This is a genomic window from Microcystis sp. M31BS1 (assembly GCF_020245285.1).
GTDB lineage: Bacteria > Cyanobacteriota > Cyanobacteriia > Cyanobacteriales > Microcystaceae > Microcystis > Microcystis panniformis.
Genome location: NZ_JADBVE010000037.1, coordinates 1 through 3,486, shown reverse-complemented (window position 1 = coordinate 3,486; position 3,486 = coordinate 1). Strand labels below are relative to the sequence as shown.

General features: G+C 43.4%; 1 protein-coding gene and 1 pseudogene. One reads left to right on the top strand and one right to left on the bottom strand.

Features of this window, described 5'->3' with window-relative positions; genetic code table 11:
* Window positions 1-366: 366 nt before the first annotated feature.
* Window positions 367-1,950, bottom strand: a pseudogene (locus IM509_RS01895) (SUMF1/EgtB/PvdO family nonheme iron enzyme).
* 402 nt (window positions 1,951-2,352) lie between these two features.
* Between IM509_RS01895 and hemC the strand changes: the two are divergent.
* Window positions 2,353-3,312 carry a hydroxymethylbilane synthase gene (gene hemC / locus IM509_RS01890; RefSeq protein ID WP_185236890.1) on the top strand — a complete coding sequence of 320 codons (960 nt, stop codon included), beginning with the start codon at window positions 2,353-2,355 and terminating at the stop codon, window positions 3,310-3,312.
* Window positions 3,313-3,486 lie beyond the last annotated feature (174 nt).

The following is a 3,486-nucleotide window of genomic DNA, read 5'->3' as shown; positions in this document are numbered from 1 at the left end:
TCCTTATCTGGCAAGAGACTTAATTGATTAGTTCGCTCTAGAAAAAAACAATTAACAAAAATCGCTAAATGCCTTTCTATATAAGGGTTCCATCCCTTATAACTCCCGTCCATTGCATAACACAAACCGAAGAGCCAAAATACTTCTCACTTCCTAACTCATAATTCATAATTGATAGTGGAGTGATTTGTTATAAGTAGGGAGGCACAATTATTTGTAGGATGGGTTAGCAGTAGCCTAACATGATCTTTTAAATAATTGGGTTGGGTTTCGTTCCTCAACCCAACCTACGGCTAGAAAATCTCAAAAAAAATCGACCCGCCCTTAGGCGGGAGACAAAGGGCAAAAAAGCAAAAGAACAAAGGGTTAAAGTCCTGGGGAGACACACGCAACCCGAAAACCGTTGTAGTTGAAGTCGGGGTAGTTCCTGCCGCGGACGGCAGAACGACAGAAATAAGGGATGATGTCCCAAGAACCGCCGCGCAGACACTTGAGATGAGAACGATTATCATTATTAATAAGCCACGCCGATCCATCCTTTGGCGCTCCGATATAGTTATCGTGCCAATCGTCTTCGCACCACTCCCAAACATTGCCACTCATGTCATAGAGTCCCCAAGCATTGGGCCTTTTCTAGCCCACAGGATGAGTTTTATCCTGAGAATTTCCGCCATACCAAGCATAATTTCCTAACTGATTAGCATCATCACCGAAATAATAGCGAGTGGTAGTCCCCGCACGACAAGCATATTCCCATTCCGCTTCCGTGGGGAGGCGATAGGTTTTCCCGGTTATTTGACTCAATTTCTGACAAAAAGCTTGAGCATTGTTCCAACTAACCTGTTCTACCGGATTTTGTGGATTATTTTTAAACGGAGAGGGATTTGTTCCCATTACTGCTTGATATTGTGCCTGAGTGACTGGATATTTCCCAATCGCAAAACTGTTGACTTTAACTTGGTGTTGAGGCTTTTCATAGCTTTTAGCATCGGGATCACTGTCAGCAGATCCCATGAGAAATTGACCTGCTGGTAAGTTCACCATCTCTAGTGTGACTCGATTGGGTAGTTTTTCGGTAAATGGAGTAGGTGAAACAGGCTTTTTGACTGCTGCCGGTGCTGGTGGAGGTGACGGGGGAGAATTCCATCCCACAGGTTGTAAGGCATTTAAAACCTGTTGTGCTGTCCATCTTTGTTTTCTATCTTTTTGCAAACACCCTTCAATAATCGGTTTAAACTCTTTCGGTAAACTGGGGATTTGTAGCTCACAATTCATCACCTTGGCCATTAACTGGTTAATATCATTATTAAACTTATAGGGAAGTTGATTAGTCGTCATTTCGATTAACATAATACCTAATGACCACAGATCCCAAGCTGAGGAAATATCCCCCCTAAAGGCCTCAGGAGGCATATAAATAATTGTACCGCTATTGTGGACGGTTTGAGTGTGGCTTTTGTTATTTAAGGTTCTAATTAAGCCAAAATCTGCTAACTTGTATTGTTGATTAACCTTGAGGATATTACCCGGTTTTAAATCTCGATGGACTTTATTTTGTCCATGAAGATAATTTAAGCCCTGGGCGACTTGAGCAGCAATATTTTTAATCTCACTTGATGACAAACCGCCTTTGGCAATGTGATTTTCTAGGCTACCCTGTGCCAATTCCATGACTAAATAAAGCATTTCTGTATTGAGAAAAGTAAATTCCCCCACCGAATAAGCCTTAATTAAATTAGAATGTTCTAACTTTCTGGCATTTTTTAACTCAATTAATTTATCATCGCTACTTTCGGGAATAACTTTAACAGCAACTTCTTGAACCGATGTATTTCTGACCATTTCACTAGCATGAAATACACCACCGAAACTACCCGCACCGAGAAATTTATTAAGACGATAAGGGCCTATTTGTTGCCCTTCTAACATCTTCATCATTTGGTCTAGCATAATAATAACTCCTGAATTAAGTAGGTAGGCGTTAAAAATTATCAGATGCCCCCCTTATTAAGGGGGATCCCCCCGCCTATCGGCACCCCCCTTATCAAGGGGGGCAGGGGGGATCGAACCTAAAATCCATTTTTAATTTAATTATAACCAGCTACTTTAGCCAATTTGTCCGTTCAAACATTGTCATTAGTTAGACCCTGTTGCAACCTTTGTCCCTCTATTTTAATCTAGGCTTTCAGCTTTGCTGTCAGTGGGGAATAATGCTCACCCTATGTGCCTAAAAATATTAAGAGATGTAACTATTTATGCCTAACCTAGAAAGTGATTACTCAACAGGGGTGAGATCAGGATAGTCTAGATCGAGCAGTCCGATAGATGTTTAGTTAAATTCCTACTTCAGATATGTCCGTTTCTAGTCCTCCTCGTTCCCTGCGTATCGGTTCGCGTAAAAGTCAGTTAGCCCTAGTACAAACCTATTGGGTACAGGCAGAATTGAGTAAACACCACCCCCATCGACAGTTTGAGGTGGAGACGATGAGTACCCAAGGCGATAAAATTCTCGATGTGGCCCTGGCGAAAATCGGTGATAAGGGTTTATTTACCAAAGAACTAGAAGTGGGAATGTTGGATAGATCGATCGATCTTGCCGTCCATTCTCTCAAGGATCTGCCCACTAATTTGCCCGAAGGCTTAATCTTGGGTTGCGTCACCGAAAGAGTTAATCCGGCCGATGCTTTGGTGGTAAATAGCCAAAATCAAGACTATCAATTAGACACTTTACCGGAAGGTGCGGTGGTGGGGACTTCTTCCCTGCGGCGATTGGCCCAGTTGCGTTACCATTATCCCCATCTGACTTTTAAAGATGTGCGCGGCAATGTCAACACCCGTCTGGCAAAACTGGACGCGGGAGAATACGACGCGATTATTCTGGCAGTAGCGGGATTGGAAAGGTTAGGATTAGGCGATCGAGTTCATCAGGTTATTCCGGCGGAGATTTCTCTCCATGCGGTGGGACAGGGGGCTTTAGGGATAGAATGCCGCGATGGAGATCCGGAGGTTTTGGAAGTCCTAAAAGTGTTGGAACACGCCCCTAGCCGCGATAGATGCTATGCTGAACGCGCTTTTTTACGGGAGTTGGAGGGGGGTTGTCAAGTTCCCATCGGAGTGAATACGGCGATCGAGGATGGTATCCTAACTTTAACGGGTATGGTGGCTAGTCTCGACGGTAAGCGCCTGATTAAGGACTCGGTTAGCGGTGATCCTAGCCATGGGGAAGTCTTAGGACGAGATTTAGCCCATAAAGTGCGCGAGGCTGGTGCTGGAGAGATTTTAGCCCAGATTTTCACTGAAGTGGGACGATAATCAGTGATCAGTGATAAGTTATCAGTGGGTAAGTTAGGGACTTCCAAAAAATAAACTATTCATCCTCAAGAATAATAATCATTCTCGGAGTGTGGGAGGTAGGGATCGATGGTTGCCCCCTCCTTCCAATTTTGTAGTAGAATTAATCCTGTACATTATTAATCAAGTTTTTCT

What these genes read in the sequence shown, in the direction of transcription:
- hemC (WP_185236890.1), top strand. Translation starts at nt 2,353, where the DNA reads ATGTCCGTTTCTAGTCCTCCTCGTTCCCTGCGTATCGGTTCGCGTAAA.